Here is a 16,419-nt window from a genome sequence, read left to right on the forward strand (position 1 = left end):
GGGGAACATCTGGCCCGCCCGACGCTAGGGACCGCGTGTTGCCTGGGGATTGCCTGGGCGTAAGAAGTACGGACGTGCGGGTTACCGCCGGAGCGGTTGACCCGCGCTGCCCGTGGGTCCAGCCTGGCGGGAGGGCCGGCGTCGGTCCGGCCCGGTCAGGAGCGGTCATGGACGATCGCGACGCCGCCCTCCTGCGGGCGCACGAGCACGCCGCCGCGTGGCTCGACTCCCTCGCGACGCGCCCGGTCCCGCCCCGGGCGGGCGTCGCCGACGTCGTCGCCGCGCTCGGCACGGACCTGCCCGACGGCCCGAGCCCGGCCGCCGACGTCGTCGACCTGCTCGCCACGGCGTGCGGGCCGGGCCTCACCGCGATGCCGTCGGGCCGCTTCTACGGCATGGTCATCGGCGGCAGCCACCCGGCGGCGCTCGCGGCCGACTGGCTCACGAGCGCGTGGGACCAGAACTCTGCGCTGCGCACCGTCACCCCGGCCCACACCGCCGTCGAGGACGTGACGAGCGCGTGGCTGCTCGAGCTGCTGGGCCTGCCCGCGTCGGGCGCGGTCGGGTTCGTCACCGGTGCCACGACCGCGAACTTCACGGCGCTCGCCGCCGCGCGCGGCGAGGTGCTGCGCCGCGCGGGGTGGGACGTGCGGCGCGACGGCCTCACGGGTGCGCCGCGCGTGCGCGTGCTCGTCGGTGCCGAGCGGCACGAGTCGGTCGACCTCGCGCTGTCCTACCTCGGGCTCGGGGCGCCCGAGGTCGTCGCCGCGGACGACCAGGGCCGGGTCTCGGTCGTCGCGCTCGAGGAGGCGCTGGCCGACCCGCCCTCTCCCTCGGACGACCGGGGCTCTACCTCGCGGGACCTGGCCTCTACCTCGCGGGACCGGGGCTCTGCCCCGGCGCCCACGATCGTGGTGCTGCAGGCGGGCAACGTGCACTCCGGGGCGTTCGACCCGTTCGGCCCGGCGGTCGAGGTCGCGCACCGGCACGGCGCGTGGGTGCACGTCGACGGCGCGTTCGGGCTCTTCGCCGCCGCGTCGCCGACGTACCGCCACCTCGTCGCGGGGTACGAGGGCGCGGACTCGTGGGCGACCGACGCGCACAAGACGCTCAACGTCCCGTACGACTGCGGGCTCGCGATCGTCGCGGACCCGGCGCCGCTGCGGGCCGCGATGGGCATGCACGGCGACTACCTCATCCAGAGCGAGGCGGGCGACCCGCTCGACAAGGTGCCCGAGCTCTCGCGGCGCGGTCGCGCGTTCCCCGTCTGGGCGGTGCTGCGGGCGCTCGGCCGCTCGGGCGTCGCCGACCTCGTGGACGGGTTCTGCCGCCACGCGGCGACGTTCGCCGACGCGGTGCGCGCGCTCGAGGGCGAGGTGCTGCACGACGTCGTGTTCACCCAGGTGTGCGCGGCGTTCGGCGACGACGCGCGGACGCAGGACGTCGTGCGGCGCGTGCTCGACGACGGGACCGCGTGGATGTCCGGCTCGCGCTGGCACGACCGCGCCGTGCTCCGCGTCTCCGTGAGCTCCTGGGCGACGACGGATGCCGACGTCGCGGTGAGCGTCGGCGCGCTCGGCCGGGCGGTCGCCGCGACCCGCGCCTGACGACCGGCCCCGGGCGTCGGTGCGACGCCCGGGGTCGGTGGTGCGTCAGCGCCCGCCGTGCCGGCCGAGGTCGATGCGCACGAGGTGCCCGTCGGGCGGCGTCGTCTCGTCCGCCGGGAGGGCGTTCGTCGTCGCGAGCAGGCCCTTGCCGTCCCACTCGAGGCCCGCGGGGAGCGGGACCTCGACGAGGGTGCTCGGCCCGCGCTTGCCGACCTGCGAGATCTTCCCGCCGAACAGCTCGGCGACGTAGACCGTGCCGTCGCCGGACACGGCGAGGTTGGTCGCTCCGAGGAACCCGGTGGCGAGCTGGCGCACCGCGCCGCGCCAGGGATCGACCGTGTACACCGCGCCGCGCGCGCCGAGGCTCGCGTCCTCGGGCCCGCCGGGGAGCGTCGTCACGTAGAGCACGCCGCGCGGGCCCACCTCGACGTCCGTCGGGACGGGCTCGAACCAGTACGTCTGCCCGACGGCGCACGCGGGCCACCCGAGGCCCGCCGCCGCCTCGGCGGTGACGACCGCGGGCTGCGCGGGCAGCACGGCCACCGTCCGGACCCGGCCGCGGTCCCTCACCGACAGGATCGCGTTGGCGCCCGCGTCGGCGACGTACGTGGTGCCGCGGGACGACGTCGTCGCGTACGGGTGGGAGTCCGCGATCCCCGTGTACCGGGGCGGGACGGGCGACGCGGGGACCTGGGCGACGCACGCCGGGTCGGTGTCGCGCAGGCCGTAGGTCACGCCGCCGTCGGGGTTGTTCGCCTGCTCGTACGCGAACGTGTCCGCGAGCACGACGGGCGCGCCCGTCGGGTTGCCCTGCCGGTCGGTCTGCAGCGTCGAGACCTCCGACGCGACCGGTCCCTCCTCGCCGAGCTGCGTCTCGGTGAACGTGATCCGGCGGCCGTCGAAGGAGACGCCGCCCACCTCTCCGCCGTCGGGCGACGCGTAGAGGACGGTCGGGGTGCCGTCGCGGCCGACGGCCGTGAGCAGCCCGGGGAAGTTCTGGGTGACGTAGGTGGTGCCGCGCGGCCCGACCGCGAGGCTGAGCGGCGTGACGAGGCCGGTCGCGACGTCGGTCACGGTCGGCGGGCGCGGCGAGGGCTTGCCGCCGTGCGCGACGGCGGGCCCCGCGACGAGCACGAGGGCGGCCGTCGCGGCGGCGACGGCGGCGGGCAGGGCGGTGCGGAGTCTTCTCATGGGTGCTCCTGGTCCGGCGGTCCCGCGGGGGCGAGGGGAGCCGGCGCGCGCTGCTGTCGGCGCGGGCGTCGCCCCGGGGACGAGGGTGAGGTGGTCGTCGGGCCGGACGACGTGGCGCGCCGGGGGCGTGCCGTGCGACCGGCGAGGCGCCGGCCGGGAGTCTGCTGTGCGTCGGCGGTGAGCACAGACCTCCGAGTGTGCACCCGCGGGCGGCGCCGGTCCACCATCGTCGCCCCGGGCGACGAGCACCCGGGGCGACGTCGGGGCCGGTGGGTCAGCCGCGGACGGCCAGGTCCACCCAGACGAGCCGGTGGTCGCTGCTCGGGAACGGGAAGACGCCCGTGAGCCGCGAGAGCGGGTCGGCCTGGACGGGCCAGAACACGCCCGCGTCGCGGACCCGCAGGTCGCGCGACGGGAGCACGTAGTCCGCGCGCAGGTTCCCGGGCGCGGTGTCGGCGAAGTCGGCGGTGTCGAGCGCCGGGTCGCCCCGGTGGGTCGCGTTCGCCCCGCCCTGGAGCGCGGCGGCCTCGACCGCTCCGGCGGACCGGGGCGCCGGGTCCTGGACGCGCCGGTGGTCGAGGAGCTGGTCGATCGCGGCGTCCACGGAGTCGCCGTCCAGCGGGTCGGCGTTCTGGTCGCCCAGGACGACGAAGCTCGCGCCCGGGCGCAGCCCGCCGCGCCGGCCCGCGTCGTCGTACACGTAGCGCGACGCCGTGCCGGGCGTCACGTAGTCCGCCCAGAACCGGATCTCGTCGTGGTTGCGGCGGCCGTTGCGGTCCTCGGGGCCGTCGAACGTGGGCGGGGTCGGGTGCGACGCGAGCACGTGGACGGTCTGCCGCCCCACGCGCACCGGGACGTCCCAGTGCGACTTGCTCGACAGCCGCACCACGTCGAGCTCCTCGGGCGTGAACCAGTCGGCGGGCGCGGGCGTCGCGGGGTCGTCCGGGAGGAGCGCTCCCGGCATGTCCTTCCACAGGAAGTGCTGGAACGTGCGGACGCCGCGCGTGTCGATCGGGTACCGCGACAGCACGACCATGCCGTACTGCCCCTCGAACGCGCCGAAGCCGAACGCGTCGTCCCCGCCGCCGACCACGCCGTCGTCGTTCAGGTCGAACCCGCTGGGCACGCCGGTGTTCGACGGCGCGACGTACGCGTAGCGGTACTCGATCGGCTCGGCGCCGCCCTGCGGGACCTCGAGGTAGTGGTCGCGGAACAGGTCGACGGCGCGCCCGCCGGGCACGAAGTCGAACTCGTTGAGCAGCACGACGTCGGGCCGCGTGCGCTGGAGCACCTCGGCGATCGTCGCGGCCTGCGGGTCGTCGGGGGTCGAGAGGTCGGCCTCGAGCTCGCCCGCGGCGGCGCGGTTGAGGCTCGCGTTGTACGTCGCGACGCGGAGCGTCCCGCGGTCGTGGCCGTGGCGGTCGCCGTGCGCGGCGGCGGGCGCGGCGACGGCGCCCGCGCCCGCGACGGCGAGGGCCGCGGCGGCCGCGAGGGCGGGGACGAGCGCGGTGCGCGGTCGGGTGCGGCGCGCGGTCGGGCTGGACGGTCTCGTGGACACGGTGGCTCCTCGTCGTCGGGGACGGTGGTCGTCGAGAGGTTCCCCGCCACCGTACGCACGGGTGCCCACGCCCGGAAGGTCGGGAAGGTGTCGCGCGGGCGAACACCCGGCGCCGGGCCGGGGTGACGATGTGGGCGCCCGGTGGGACGGTGAGACATGGACACCTCGCCGTCCCGACCCGTCCGCACCTACCCGCACGGCGTGCCCTGCTGGGTGGACACCGAGCAGCCCGACGTCGACGCCGCCCTCGCGTTCTACGGCGCCCTCTTCGGGTGGGAGTTCGAGGACCGGCTCCCGCCCGGCGCGGGGGAGCGGTACGTCGTCGCCTCGCTCGGCGGGCAGGACGTCGCGGCCGTCGCGACGGTCCGCGGCGAGCCCGGCTGGATCACGTACGTCGCGGTCGACGACGTGGACGCGTCCGCGCGCGGCGTCCCGGACCTCGGGGGCGAGGTCCTCGACGGCCCGACGACGGTCGGCCCGCCGGGGCGCATGGCGACCGTGCGCGACCCCCAGGGCGCGACGTTCCGGCTGTGGCAGCCGGGCACGCGGCTCGGTGCGCAGCGCGCCAACGAGCCGGGCACGTGGAACTTCAGCGTGCTGCGCACGCCCGACGTCGCGCGGGCCCTGCACTTCTACGGCCCGCTGCTCGGCTGGGAGGTGAGCCCGGACCTCGGAGCCGGGATGGCGCGCGTCGAGGGCTACGGCGATCACCTCGCGCGGACCGTCAACCCGGAGATCGACGCGAACCAGGCGGGCGCGCCGCCCGGCTTCCGGGACGTCGTGGCGGGCGTCTTGGAGGAGCCCGGACCCGCACGCCACACCGTGACGTTCGCCGTCGCGGACCGGGACGCCGCGGCTTCGGCGGCCGAGCGCGCCGGTGCGGTGGTGCTGTCCTCGGCCGACACGGGGTGGACGCGCGAGGCGGAGGTCCGCGACCCGCAGGGCGCGGTGCTCACGCTCTCGCAGTTCACGCCGCCCGAGGGCTTCTGACCGGACGCTGACCGCCGGGTCGCGGCGGGTGCGGCATCATGACGCCGTGAACGTCGTGACGCGCAGCCCGCACGCCCAGGTCGTCGACCGTCTCCGCGCCGCGGACCTCGAGTACGGGCGCGTCGGCCCGACGGACGAGCGCGGCTGGACCTTCGCCGAGGTCGACACCGAGGACGGCACGTGCGCCGACGAGGCGGACGTCCCCGCGTCGGTCGCCGAGTCCCTCGCGCGGGTCGACGCGCTCGTGCCGGCGCCGTGGGTCGTGCAGCTCGACGCGGGCTCGGACCTGCTGCCCGAGGGCGTGAGCGCGATCCTCGCCGCCCGCACGGACGCCGTCGCGCCGCCGGTCGTCGTCACCTGGGCCCCCGCGCAGCCCGGCCCGACCACCGACCACACGATGCGCCTCGACGGCGACCCGGGCGCCGTGCTCGCGGCCGTCGGCGCGCTCGTCGGGCTGCGGGACGCGACGACCGCCGCGGACCGGCTGCGCGCGCTCGAGCACCCCGACGACCTCCTCGAGGCGTTCGCGGCGGTCGCGGACCTGCCCGCGACGGACTCGGCGGCGCCCGACGCCGTCGTGCAGCTCGTCCGCGCCGACGCCGCGTTCGTCCGCGCCGCCGTGCGCCGGGCGGGCACGGCGTGGGTGCGCGCGACCGACGAGCGCACCGTCGTCTGGAGCGCCGCACGCCCCGAGGTGCCGAGGTTCGGCGCGGCGGACGAGGCGGAGCAGGAGGCGTTCCGGTCGGCCCTCTCGGGCGAGTTCCGCGCCCGGTCCACGATCGAGCGCGGCCTGCGGGCCGGGGAGGTCGTCGTCAGCCTGGAACGGACCGGCGGCGGCGTCGCCTGGACGCTCAGCACGCCGGGGCGCCCGTGGGTCTTCGGGAGCTGGAACGACACCTGGACGGACCTCTCGACGTCCGGCCCCGAGGGCGCGTACGAGGCCCTGGTCGAGGCGTTCGGCGCGCCGCGCGACCCGGGCCGGCTGCGCGCGCTGCTCGCCGCGTCGACCTGGCCCGGCGACCCCGTCGCCGAGCTCGCCTACCTCCTCGGGCTGCCCGCCGCGCTCGTCGAGGCCGTCGAGGACCCGGCGCGGTTCCGGCACGGCGCCGAGCGCGTCCAGCCCCTCGGCCCGACGGCGCCGCTCACCGCGACCGAGAAGGCGGCCCTCGTCGCCCGCGCGCCCCGGCGGGGCGCGGGGAGCGCGGCGTGGGACGTCGTCCTGCTGGTGCTGGGCCTCGCGCTGCTCGGCCTCGGGGCGGCGATCCTCGCGACGGACGGCGCCGTCGTCGGGTCGGACGGACCGCCCGGGTGGGACGTCGTCCCGTGGGTCGCGGGCGGCGCCCTCGTCCTCACCGGCTGGGTGCGGGCCGGGTCCGCCCGCGGGGAGCGGCGACGCTTCCTCGCCGACGCGTGAGCGCCCGTCCCCGGTCGGCTCCGACCGGGGACGGGCGACGTACCGGGCCGCTGCGCGCAGCGGCCCGGTCGATGTCAGGCGCCCCGTCAGGCTGCCCGGTCAGCGGCCGTCGAGGTGGTCGACCTGCTCAAGCAGGCGCTCGCGCGTGGCCGTGTCGCGCACGAACTTCTCCACGACCTTCCGCACCGACGCCCACCGCCCGGCCTCGACCGCGTCGAGCGCCTTCGTCAGCTGGCCGGGCGGGAGGTCGAGCGCCGCGAGGCGCGAGCGCAGGCCCTCCGGCGTGACGGTCACGACGACGGTCGTCTCCGCGGTCGCCTCGCCGCCCGCGCCCCGGGCGGTCGCGGTCACCGTGTGCTCGCCGAGCGCGAGGTCCGCGGCCGGGACGACCGCCCCGTTGTCCACGGGCTCGCCGTCGAGCGTCACGACCACCTCGTCCGCGTCCGTCGTGCTCGCCGCGACGACGAGCGTGCCGCCCCGCTCGACCTCGGTGCCCTCCGCAGGACTGACGATCGTGACCGTCGGCGCGCCGGGCGCGGGCGCCTCCTGCTCGCGCGCCTGCTTCCACCCGACGAACGCTCCCGCGCGGTCGGTGATGATGCCGTCGACCCCGATCTCGGTGAGCCGCGCCCAGTCGGCGGCGGAGTTCACCGTGTACGGCATGACGGCGACGCCCGCCGCGTTGAGGTCGGCGACGACGCCCGGACGCGCGAGCAGCGCGCTCGCCGACGGGTTGTACATGACCGCCCCGAGGTCCTGCGCCACGGCGACGGGATCGGCGTCGAGCGCGCCGCGGAGCAGCCCGCGCGGGATCTGCGGGGCGTGCTCGCGCGCGGCGCGCAGCGCGTCGACGTCGAACGACTGGAGCACCACGCGGTCCTCGAGCCCGGCCTCGACGACCATGTCGACGACGCGCTCGACCTCCGCGGACGTCTCGGGCCCCTTGATCTCCAGGAGCAGGGTCGACGAGCCGGTCTCCAGCAGGTCGAGCAGCTGCGCGAACGACGGCAGCCGCTGCCCGGCGAACGCGGGCGAGAACCAGGACCCGGCGTCGAGCGCGGTGACCTGCTCGCCCGCCAGGACGGCGACGTCGCCCGTGCCGTCGGTCGTGCGGTCGACCGTCTGGTCGTGCAGCACGACGGGGACGCCGTCGGCCGTGGTGTGCACGTCGACCTCGACGTACTCCGCCCCCGTGCGCATCCCGGCCGCGACGGCGGCGAGCGTGTTCTCGGGAGCCACCGACGAGTAGCCGCGGTGCGCGACGGTGACCGGCAGCTCGCCGTCGCCGCCGACGTACGACGCGGGCTCGATCTCCGTGACGGTCACGTCGTCGACGCTCACGGTCGCCCCGGCGGTGACGAAGCCGAGCGCGCCGTCGCGGGACCGGTCGATCCGCCCCTCCAGCACGGTCCGCCCGTCGAGCGCGTACGTGACGGCCGCGCCCTGCACCTCGACGGACAGGTGCACGTCGCGCCCGGTCGCGGCGTCGGTCGGCGCCGAGCCGGTGTACGGGACGTTCCAGGCGTCCGCGGCGGTGCGCTGGGCGATCTCGACGCCGTTGGGCGCCGTCGTCGTGGTGCGCAGGACCGCCTGCCACCACGGGGTCGTGCCGTCGGGCGCGACGTCGAGGATCGCGCCCGCCCAGCGCGACGCGTTGTCCACGCTCTCGAACCGGAGCGTCGCGTCGAGCCGGTAGTTCTCCGCGGCGCGGCCGAACACGATCCGCGCGGGCGACGACCCGTCGGGTGCGTCGCCGACGAGCCGGCCGTCGCGCACCTGCCAGTCGCCGAGCACGGGCGTCCAGCCCTCGGGGAGGGCGTCGCCGTCGAACGACTCGGCGAGCAGCACGTCGCCGGGTGCGGCGGCGGCCGGGGCCGCGAACGGCACGGTCGCGGTCGTGGCCGTGGCGGCGACGAGGGTCGTCGCGAGCAGGGTCCCCGCCAGTGCGGCGGCGGTGCCGCGCACGGCGCGGCGTCGGGTGGTCGTCATCGGGTCCTCCGAGCGTCGGGTCGGTTGCCCCGGCGACCCTAGGAACGCGGCGTTGCGCTCCGGTGGACGCCGGGCGACGCCCCGGGGACGGTCAGGTGTCGGGACGCCGCCGCCCCCTCGGCATCCCCTCGAGCCTCACCCGGGCGGCCCGGTCGCGCCCGTCAGGAGCAGGCGACTTCGGCCCCTGCCGCCCGTCGACCACGGGGTTGATCCCCGTCGAGCACGGGGTTGGCGACGTGTTTCGCCGGGAGAGCGACCCCAACCCCGTGTTCGGCGGAGGTCTCTGCCGGGGGGGGGTCGGGCGGGTGGCGGTCAGGCGGGGAGCGGGGTGCTCGGGCGAGCGGGGGCGGGGCGGGCGGCGACGTGGCCGTGGCCGGCGACGTCGACCCCGACCGCGAGGAGGCGGGGGACGCCGTCGGTCACCTCGACGGTCGAGACGGACGCGTTGGGCAGCGCGACGAGGCCGGTGGGGGCGAGCGTCGCGAGCCACGCGCCGAGCGTGAGGCCGTGCCCGACGACGAGCACGTGCCGGTCGCGCGTCGCGCCCGGGCGGGACGCGTCGTCGTGCGCGGCGACGACGCGCGTGAACACCGCGCGCACGCGAGCCATGAAGTCCCGGCCCGGCTCGCCGCCGCCGACGCCCGGGTGGGTGCCCGCGAGCATGCGGGGCACGAGCTCGGCCCACGGCTCGACGGCGTCGAGCTGCGACTCCGGCCGTCGCTCGTAGGAGCCGAACGACAGCTCGCGCAGGTCGGGGTCGACCGTGAGCGGGAGGTCGGAATGGTGCCGCAGGATCTCCATCGCCGTGAGGACCGCGCGGCCCTGCGGCGAGGAGTAGGCGGCCGCGAAGTCGTGCCGCGCGAGGTGCTGCGCCGTGACGCGCACGCCCGCGCGTCCGGTGCGGGTGAGGGGGGAGTCGCACGCACCCTGCAGGTGGCGTCGTGCGTTGAGGTAGGTCTGCCCGTGGCGTACGAGCGTGATCGTCAGGGTCATCGTCGCTGTGCCCTCTCCGGTTCGTCCCGGTCTGCTGGTCACGGCCGACGCTAGGGGACGGGGGTGTCGGCACGACGACCGCCGGGTGACGCCGGGGTGGCGGGTGCCGGAACGCCGTCCCTCAGGAGCGCGCGGTGACCTCGTCGCGGTGCCGGGCGTCGTCGGGCCCGGGAGCGTCGTCGGCGCCGCGCGGACCCGCCTGCTCGGCGTCGGGTGCCTCCGCCTGCACGGGCACGCGCTCCTCGGGCTGCTCGGGAGCGACGGGCGCGGGCCACGGCTCGTCGGCGACGGCCGACCCGGCGTGCGGTCGCGCGCCCGCGTGCCGGTGCGCGACCACCGCGAGCGGCGCCACGAGCACCCCGCACACCATCCCCCACGAGAGGCCCGCCTCGAGCACGGGGAGGGTGCGGCCGGCGTCGGGCAGCACGCCGCCCGCGGCGAGCGTGGAGGAGACGACGGGCACCGCCGCCGCGAGGGCCGCACCCCCGGCGCACGCGAGCCACACCCCGAGCAGCAGCGCCGCGCGGCCCTCGACCGGCGGCAGGCGTCGCGCGGCGAGCGCCGTGAGCAGCCCGACCGCGAGACCGACGCCGACGGGCAGCAGCAGGTGCACGGGGTCGGCGAGGAGCGCCGCGCGGTCGACGGCGATCCGGGCGGAGGGCAGCAGCACGACGTCGCGCGCCACGCCCCACGGCGACTGCGGGTCCGCCGCCCCCGGGAGCGTCGTGCGCCCGACGCCCGCGGCCGCCCACAGCACGCCCGTCGCCGTGCCCGCGGCGAGCGCGGCGGGCCACGCGCGCACGCGCGGCGGCGTCCGGGTGTGCCGCGTGCCGGCGGGGTCGTCGTGGCGGTCGGTGAGGGCGCGCGCGACGGCGACCGTCACCGCCACGAGCGGGCCGTTGACGAACCCCCACCAGCCGCCGAGCGCGGTCGCGACGAACCGGCTGATCGTGTCCGCGCGCCAGGCGAGCGTGACGCCCGCGAACCAGGCCGCCGTCGCGGCGAGCGCGGACGCGAGCACGGCCGCGCCCCAGACGGCGAGGAACGCGGCCCAGCGGCCCTCGCCCGCGGGCAGGCGCCGCAGCACGAGGTGCGTGCCGAGGGCGACGACCCCGCCCGCGAGGGCGGCCGTGAGCACGGTGCTGCCCGACACCTGCTGACCGCCCGTGACGACGCCGGTCGGGTGGGGCAGGAGCGTCCGGACGAGCCCGGCGGGCAGGGCGTGCGTCGCCCCGGCGAGCCAGTCCGCGACCCGCCCGGTGACGACCCAGAGCACCGCGGTGAGCGTCCCCGCGGCGACGACGGCGGGCACGGTCCTCGATGACGGCATCCTGCGAGGGTAGTGGCAACGCGCGGCCGCGCGGACCGCTCAGTTCCGGCGGCGGTCGCCGTCTCTACGCACGGGACCTGCCGCGACGCGCGGCGGGACGACGACACGGAGGACGTCATGAGCGAGACCACGACCCGCACCACGAGCCGCACCCTGGACGTGCCGGGAGCCGTCCTGGCCTACGACGTCCGGACCCCCGCGGCGCCGGGCGACCTGCCGCCGCTCGTCGTCATGGGCTCGCCCATGGCGGCGTCGGGGTTCGGGCAGCTCGTGGACCTGATCGACGACCGGGTGGTCGTCACGTACGACCCGCGCGGCACGGAGCGCAGCACGCTCGCCGCCGACGGCGAGGTGTCGGTCGAGCGGCACGCGGACGACCTGCACGAGGTCGTGGCCGCCCTCGGGCTGGGGCCGGTGGACGTGTTCGGGTCGAGCGGGGGCGGCGTCGTCGGGCTCTCGTGGATCGAGCGGCACCCGGAGGACGTGCGGACGTTCGTCGCGCACGAGCCGCCCATCACGCCGCTGCTGGAGGACGCCGAGACCGCGACGGCGGTGCAGGCGGACATCGTGGAGACGTACCGCCGCGAGGGCTTCGGGCCTGCGATGGCGAAGTTCGTCGCGCTCGTCAGCCACGTGGGGCCGCTGCCCGCGGACTACCTCGACCGCCCGGCGCCCGACCCGGCGATGTTCGGCTTCCCGACGGAGGACGACGGGTCGCGCGACGACCTGCTCCTCGGCCTCAACCTGGCCACCATGCCGTCGTGGGCGCCCGACGGCGACGCCCTGCGCGCGGCGACGACCCGCATCGTCCCGGCCGTGAGCGCCGCGGGGGAGGGCACGCTCGCGTGGCGGGGCGGCGCGGCCCTCGCCGCACTCCTGGGCGTCGAGCCGGTGACGTTCCCGGGCGACCACGGCGGCTTCATGGTCAACGAGTGGTCGCCCGCGAACGACCCGGCCGCGTTCGCGGCGACCCTGCGCGAGGCGCTCGCGGGCTGACGGCGCGCCCCGGTCTCAGTGGAAGGCGGCGAGGGCGAGGCAGCCCAGGCCGAGGACGACGTCGAAGTACAGGCACGCCTCCGCCATCGGCCGGGGGACGACCTCGCCGCGCCGGTGGTGGACGACGTCCCAGGCGGCGTGGCCGGCCAGGGTCAGCCCTGCCACGACGAGACCGACGCCCGGGTCGACGGCGAGCGCCACCACAGCGAGGGACCCGTAGCCGAGAAGTGCGGCCGCCTGGGGGAGCGTCGGTCGTGCCGCGCCGCGCGCGACACCGATCCCGAGCAGCACGAGCGCGGTGAGCCCGATGCCGGCCCACCAGGGGATGCCCGCCACCTCGCTCGCGACCACGACGAGCGAGGCGCCGAGGATGCTCACCCAGGCGACCCAGGGGCGTCCGAGCGCTGCTGCGGCCACGTAGCAGAGCGCGGCCGCGCTCACGCCGATCGCCAGGGTGGTGCGGTCGGCCACGCCGATCGCGAGCAGCAGGACGGCGACGCCGAGGCCGAGCGCGGCGGGCCAGCGGGCCACGACGGCCCGGGCGGTGCTCGTCCCGGTGCTCGTCCCCCGCGCGGTTCCGGAGCGCGGTCCGGTGGTCTGCCGGGCGGTGCGTGGAGTGCTCATGACGTCCTCGACTCTCGTGGCGGTGCGGTCGGGTGACCGCGCTCTCCTGGGAGGACCAGCCTCACCCTGGGCTGCGGTACTCCCCGGGGGTATCGTGGACGGTGTCCGGATCCGTGGACCGGACGTCGGGAACCCGGGGGTGACGGCTCATGGCGGAGCGGTTGGTGGCGGTCGTCGGCTACGCCGGCGCGGAGCTCCTGGACATCGCGTGCGTGACCTCGACGCTCGTCCTCGCGAACCGTGTGGGCGCCGCGCCGCTCTACCGGGTGGTGCTGCTGACCCCGGGCGGGCGACCCGTCGCGTGCGACTCGGGCCTCACGCTCGCGAGCCACGGCTCCCTCCAGCGGTGGGTCGAGCCGGTCGACACGGTCGTCGTGACCGGAGGGCTCGGCCACGAGGAGGCCGGTGCCGACCCGCTCGTCGTCGCGCACGTGCGCCGGGTGGCCGCCCTGAGTCGCAGGGTCGCGTCGGTCTGCACGGGCGCGACCGTCCTCGCGGCGACGGGTCTCCTCGACGGGCGTCGTGCCACCACGCACTGGCGCTACGCCGACCGGCTCGCGCAGGAGTACCCCGCCGTCCGCGTCGACCCGGCGCCCATCTACGTGCGCGACGACAACGTCTACACGTCGGCGGGCGTGACGAGCGCGCTCGACCTCACGCTCGCGCTGGTCGAGGAGGACAACGGTCCGGAGCTCGCCCGCAGGGTGGCCCGCGCGCTCGTGACGTACCTCCAGCGTCCGGGGAACCAGGCCCAGATGAGCGTCTTCACGGCGGCCCCTCAGGTACGGGACGCATGCGTCCGGGCCGTGGTCGACCTCGTCGCCGCGCGGCTCGACGGAGACCTCTCGCTCCCCGCCCTCGCCGCCCACGCGGGCGTGAGCCAGCGCCAGCTCACGCGCCTGTTCGTCCGGCACCTCGGCCGCACGCCGGCGCGGTACGTCCGGCGAGCCCGGACCGAGGCGGCGGCCCACCTGCTCGCGTCGACCGACCGCCCGGTCACCACCGTCGCCCGCGAGTGCGGGCTGAGGTCCGCGGAGGCGCTGCGGCAGGCGTTCGCCGCGGAGTACGGCCTCGCGCCCTCGCAGTACCGGGCCGCGCACCGGCGTGCCGGGCGCCTCGCCCCGCCTGGCGGGACCGGTCCGGGAGCCGCCGGGCTCCGCGGCGCGCGCGGCGAGCAGGAGCGGCTGCCGACGTAGGGAACCCGCGCACGGCCCACCGGGCCCGTCGCGGGTACGTCCACCTACGAGGTGGCGAAGAGCGGCGCGCGGCCGGGCGGCTGCGCGGGCGGCGGGTCCTGGATCCCGGCGAGCAGGGGCCGCTCGAAGACCGCGTGCTCGGGCGTGAGCTCGAACGGCTCGTCGCCGTGCACGACCCGCAGCCGCTCGCCGGACTCGAGGCGGTACGTGACGCCGTCGGGCCGGACCTCGACGCGCGCCCGGGCGTCGCCGTGGTGGACGGCGAGCGCGAGCCGCGTGAGCCGGGACGGGAGCCGGGGGGCGAGGCGGAGCCCGTCGTCGTCGTGCCGCAGCCCCACGATGCCCGTGACGACGGCGGTCCAGGCGCCCGCGAGCGACGCGACGTGCAGCCCGCCGTCGGTCGAGCCGCGCAGGTCGCACAGGTCGAGGAGCGCGCACTCGCGCGCGTAGTCGTACGCGAGGTCGACGTAGCCGATCTCCGCGGCGACGACCGCCTGCACGGGCGCCGAGAGCGACGAGTCGCGGACGGTCAGCGGCTCGTAGTAGTCGAAGTCGCGGCGGCGCTGCTCGGGCGTGAACTCCTCGGGCGCGGCGTGCAGGGCGAGCACGAGGTCGGCCTGCTTGACGACCTGCCGCCGGTACAGCTCGACGTAGTGCACGTGGTCGTCGAGCGGGAACCGCGCGGTGCCCCGCGACTCGAAGTCCCAGGGGGCGTGCCGCGTGAAGTCCTGCGACTGCTCCGTGACGCCGAGCTCCGCGTCGTACGGGACGACCATCCGGTCCGCCGCACGCCGCCACCCCGCGCGCTCGTCCGGGGTCACGTCCAGCCGCGCCGCCTGCTCCGGGAACCGCTCGCACAGCTCGTCGGCCGCGCGCAGGTTCTTGCGCGCCATGAGGTTCGTGTACGTGTTGTTGTCCACGACGGCGGTGTACTCGTCGGGCCCGGTCACGCCGTCGATGCGGAAGCCGTCGGCCGTGTGGTGGCCGCGCCCGGCCCACAGCCGCGCGGTCTGCACCACGAGGTCGACGACGACGTCCCGGGCGAGCTCGTCGTCGTGCGTGGCGGCGACGTGCCGCACGGCGGCGAGCGCGACGGCCGACGAGACGTGGAACGCGGCGGTGCTCGCGGGCCAGTAGCCCGACGACTCCCGACCGCTGATCGTGCGCCACGGGAACGCCGCGCCGGGCAGGCCCAGCTCGGCGGCCCGCTCGCACGCGTGGGGGAGGGTGGCGTGCCGCCAGCGCAGGTGCGCGGCCGCGGCGTCGGGCAGCACGTGGTCCAGCACGGGGAGCACGAACGTGTCCGAGTCCCAGAAGGCGTGGCCCGCGTAGCCGGTGCCCGTGAGGCCCTTGGCCCGCACGCCCACGGCCTCGACCCGCGCCGACGCCTGGACCACCTGGAACAGGCTGTGCCGCAGGGCCTGCTGCATCTCGTCGTCACCGTCGAGCTCGACGTCGCCCCGGTCCCAGACCGCGGCGAGGGCGTCGGCCTGCTCACGCTCGAGCGCGTCCCAGCCCGCGTCGACGGCCGCGGCGAGCACGGTGTGCGCGTGCGCGGGGAGCGCGTCGGCATCCGCGCCGCCCGCGTACGCGGCGAGGACGACGACCTCCAGCCACTCGTCGGCGCGCAGGTCGACGGTGAGGACCGCGGCGCCGCCGCGGTGGTGCCAGCGCGGGCGGACGCCGTCCGCGGCGTCGACGAGGTGCGCGGTCTCGGCCGCGACGCCGCGCTCCGAGCGCACGGTGCGCTGGCGCACCGACGACCCCTCGGCGTCGTGCCGGCACGAGACGGTGACCAGCCCGGGCGCCTCGCGGCCCGGGTCCTGCCCGCCGTGCGCGCAGCCGGGGACCGGGCGCAGGGTGACGGTGACGTCGTCGTGCGCGAGCACGCGCCAGCGCGACGCGACGACCTCGCGGCGCGAGAGCGGCACGAGCCGCTCGTTGTGCAGCGTGACGGTCCCGCCCGACGGCGCGGTCCAGCGCAGCTCGCGCCGCAGCACGCCCCGGCGCAGGTCGAGCACGCGCTCGTGCGCCTCGACCGTCCCGTCGGGACCCGCGGGGTCGGCGGTCCGGACGTCGACCGGCTCCCCGTCCACGGACCAGCCGAGCCGCCACGCGTCGACGACCGGCACGAGGCGCTCCTCGACCTCGGGGTAGGCGTACGCGCGTTCCGCGTAGGTCTGCTCGAACTCTTCGTGCACGGAGGCGACGAGGGTCGAGGGGTCGTCGTCGGGGTCCGCCTCGTCGAGCGTGCCGCGGACGCCGACGTACCCGTTGGCGAGGGACAGGAGGGACGCGGCCGTGGCCGGGTCGTCGACGTCGAGGGCCGACTCCCGGACGGACCACGCGGGGAGGTCGCGAGTCACGCGGTCACTCCACCACGACGCCGTGTCGCACACCCGTCCGGGGCGTGCTCGAGCCCCATCCAGGGCCGCTCCGGAGACAAGTGTCGATCGGCCGTGGACTTTTGCTTGTTGTCGACACAACTTTCGCCTACCTGTTGACATCCATGCACTGACTGCGGTGTCATG

Annotated in this window: 12 protein-coding genes; 5 read left to right on the top strand and 7 right to left on the bottom strand. The window is 77.0% G+C overall.

Annotated features, from left to right (window positions below):
• Window positions 1–167 precede the first annotated feature (167 nt).
• On the top strand, window positions 168–1,607 hold the full coding sequence (locus tag E1O70_RS02105; protein WP_061269458.1) for a pyridoxal phosphate-dependent decarboxylase family protein: 1,440 nt from the start codon (window positions 168–170) through the stop codon (window positions 1,605–1,607).
• A 45-nt stretch (window positions 1,608–1,652) separates the two neighbouring features.
• On the opposite strand, the gene E1O70_RS02110 is transcribed toward E1O70_RS02105, so the two are convergent.
• Entirely contained in the window at window positions 1,653–2,798 is a 1,146-nt protein-coding gene (locus E1O70_RS02110) for a ScyD/ScyE family protein (RefSeq protein WP_061269457.1), read from the bottom strand.
• A 274-nt stretch (window positions 2,799–3,072) separates the two neighbouring features.
• The gene (locus E1O70_RS02115) at window positions 3,073–4,356 is read right to left on the bottom strand and encodes an endonuclease/exonuclease/phosphatase family protein (protein WP_128957709.1); all 1,284 of its coding nucleotides are present in this window, start codon (window positions 4,354–4,356) and stop codon (window positions 3,073–3,075) included.
• Window positions 4,357–4,512: 156 nt separating this feature from the next.
• Between E1O70_RS02115 and E1O70_RS02120 the strand changes: the two genes are divergently transcribed.
• Both E1O70_RS02120 and E1O70_RS02125 read left to right on the top strand, forming a co-directional pair.
• Window positions 4,513–5,346 (top strand): VOC family protein, encoded by an 834-nt coding sequence (locus tag E1O70_RS02120; protein WP_061268822.1) that lies wholly within the window; start codon window positions 4,513–4,515, stop codon window positions 5,344–5,346.
• 46 nt (window positions 5,347–5,392) lie between these two features.
• Complete coding sequence (locus E1O70_RS02125; protein ID WP_061268821.1) at window positions 5,393–6,760, top strand: hypothetical protein; 1,368 nt, start codon at window positions 5,393–5,395, stop codon at window positions 6,758–6,760.
• Between the two features lie 99 nt (window positions 6,761–6,859).
• On the opposite strand, the gene E1O70_RS02130 is transcribed toward E1O70_RS02125, so the two are convergent.
• The 3 genes from E1O70_RS02130 to E1O70_RS02140 all read right to left on the bottom strand — a co-directional run bounded on the left by E1O70_RS02130 (window position 6,860) and on the right by E1O70_RS02140 (window position 11,072).
• Window positions 6,860–8,749 (bottom strand): glycerophosphodiester phosphodiesterase family protein, encoded by a 1,890-nt coding sequence (locus E1O70_RS02130; protein WP_061268820.1) that lies wholly within the window; start codon window positions 8,747–8,749, stop codon window positions 6,860–6,862.
• A 312-nt stretch (window positions 8,750–9,061) separates the two neighbouring features.
• On the bottom strand, window positions 9,062–9,742 hold the full coding sequence (locus tag E1O70_RS02135) for a histidine phosphatase family protein (protein WP_061268819.1): 681 nt from the start codon (window positions 9,740–9,742) through the stop codon (window positions 9,062–9,064).
• A gap of 121 nt (window positions 9,743–9,863) precedes the next feature.
• The gene (locus E1O70_RS02140) at window positions 9,864–11,072 is read right to left on the bottom strand and encodes a hypothetical protein (RefSeq protein ID WP_128957710.1); all 1,209 of its coding nucleotides are present in this window, start codon (window positions 11,070–11,072) and stop codon (window positions 9,864–9,866) included.
• A gap of 117 nt (window positions 11,073–11,189) precedes the next feature.
• Here E1O70_RS02140 and E1O70_RS02145 point away from each other — a divergent pair, with 117 nt between their 5' ends.
• Complete coding sequence (locus E1O70_RS02145; RefSeq protein ID WP_061268817.1) at window positions 11,190–12,068, top strand: alpha/beta fold hydrolase; 879 nt, start codon at window positions 11,190–11,192, stop codon at window positions 12,066–12,068.
• Window positions 12,069–12,083: 15 nt separating this feature from the next.
• Here E1O70_RS02145 and E1O70_RS02150 read toward each other — a convergent pair whose 3' ends face one another.
• Window positions 12,084–12,692: a hypothetical protein gene (locus E1O70_RS02150; protein WP_205688594.1), complete on the bottom strand. Its 609-nt coding sequence runs from the start codon at window positions 12,690–12,692 to the stop codon at window positions 12,084–12,086.
• A gap of 149 nt (window positions 12,693–12,841) precedes the next feature.
• Here E1O70_RS02150 and E1O70_RS02155 point away from each other — a divergent pair, with 149 nt between their 5' ends.
• Complete coding sequence (locus E1O70_RS02155; protein ID WP_076404360.1) at window positions 12,842–13,888, top strand: GlxA family transcriptional regulator; 1,047 nt, start codon at window positions 12,842–12,844, stop codon at window positions 13,886–13,888.
• Between the two features lie 44 nt (window positions 13,889–13,932).
• On the opposite strand, the gene E1O70_RS02160 is transcribed toward E1O70_RS02155, so the two are convergent.
• Complete coding sequence (locus tag E1O70_RS02160; RefSeq protein WP_061268815.1) at window positions 13,933–16,254, bottom strand: glycoside hydrolase family 65 protein; 2,322 nt, start codon at window positions 16,252–16,254, stop codon at window positions 13,933–13,935.
• Between the last annotated feature and the right edge of the window lie 165 nt (window positions 16,255–16,419).

Source organism: Cellulosimicrobium funkei (assembly GCF_004519295.1).
Classification (GTDB): Bacteria; Actinomycetota; Actinomycetes; order Actinomycetales; family Cellulomonadaceae; genus Cellulosimicrobium; species Cellulosimicrobium funkei.

What these genes read in the sequence shown, in the direction of transcription:
- E1O70_RS02105 (WP_061269458.1), top strand. Translation starts at nt 168, where the DNA reads ATGGACGATCGCGACGCCGCCCTCCTGCGGGCGCACGAGCACGCCGCC.
- E1O70_RS02110 (WP_061269457.1), bottom strand. Translation starts at nt 2,798, where the DNA reads ATGAGAAGACTCCGCACCGCCCTGCCCGCCGCCGTCGCCGCCGCGACG.
- E1O70_RS02120 (WP_061268822.1), top strand. Translation starts at nt 4,513, where the DNA reads ATGGACACCTCGCCGTCCCGACCCGTCCGCACCTACCCGCACGGCGTG.
- E1O70_RS02130 (WP_061268820.1), bottom strand. Translation starts at nt 8,749, where the DNA reads ATGACGACCACCCGACGCCGCGCCGTGCGCGGCACCGCCGCCGCACTG.
- E1O70_RS02135 (WP_061268819.1), bottom strand. Translation starts at nt 9,742, where the DNA reads ATGACCCTGACGATCACGCTCGTACGCCACGGGCAGACCTACCTCAAC.
- E1O70_RS02140 (WP_128957710.1), bottom strand. Translation starts at nt 11,072, where the DNA reads ATGCCGTCATCGAGGACCGTGCCCGCCGTCGTCGCCGCGGGGACGCTC.
- E1O70_RS02145 (WP_061268817.1), top strand. Translation starts at nt 11,190, where the DNA reads ATGAGCGAGACCACGACCCGCACCACGAGCCGCACCCTGGACGTGCCG.
- E1O70_RS02150 (WP_205688594.1), bottom strand. Translation starts at nt 12,692, where the DNA reads ATGAGCACTCCACGCACCGCCCGGCAGACCACCGGACCGCGCTCCGGA.
- E1O70_RS02155 (WP_076404360.1), top strand. Translation starts at nt 12,842, where the DNA reads ATGGCGGAGCGGTTGGTGGCGGTCGTCGGCTACGCCGGCGCGGAGCTC.